The organism is Empedobacter sp. UBA7611 (assembly GCF_002484365.1).
In the GTDB taxonomy this organism is placed as follows: domain Bacteria; phylum Bacteroidota; class Bacteroidia; order Flavobacteriales; family Weeksellaceae; genus Empedobacter; species Empedobacter falsenii_B.
The window spans coordinates 1-753 of record NZ_DLJR01000066.1; positions in this window are offsets into that span (position 1 = coordinate 1).

Genomic DNA, 753 nt, shown 5'->3' on the forward strand with positions numbered 1-753 from the left:
CATTTTCCAAATTTATTGGGGCTACTACCTGTTTTAAGTTGTAAGTAATGAGTTATAAGTAATAAGTTAAATGTATGATGTACAGATTAGATGTTAGTTGTTTGAGTGGAATCTAAATCAAATATATAGGATGCGATTCTGAGACAAGTCAAGAATGACAAAACTCATTGTAGAAAGTGAATTTGAATATTGAAAAAGGAATTAAAAAAATGTCATATGATTTGGAGGCGAGTGTCAAAAAGTTGAAAGGCATGGTTAAAATGTTTTACTGTTTGCGTAGCAAATGATTTAAAATATTGAATGGCTAAAACTAATTTTGACCGTCGAAAATCAAAGACAAGTTTTTTTTCGTTAGTTTTTTTGANNNNAAAAAAGTGACAAAAGATTTCTCGAAATGACAGAATATTAGAGAAATAATGTGTTAAAAAGTGTTAAATTCCTGTATCGGTGTATATCCAAAATGACACTTTTCTGTATCGGTTGTGTATCCGCGCTGTATCCATTCTGTATCCATTGTATATGCGTTCCGTATGGTTTGTTCGGTGTTCGTGTATCGGTGTTGAGTTGTAAAATGTACAAATTAGATGTTAGATATGAGAAATTAGATGTTAGAATTGTAGGATGCGATTCTTAGACAAGCTTAGAATGACAGCGAGATGGTAAGCTCTGATTAATACTCATGTGATAAAAAGAATTTTACATTCATTTTTGTCTTGACACAAAAACGAACCAAAAAAGTCAAGACTGCGATTT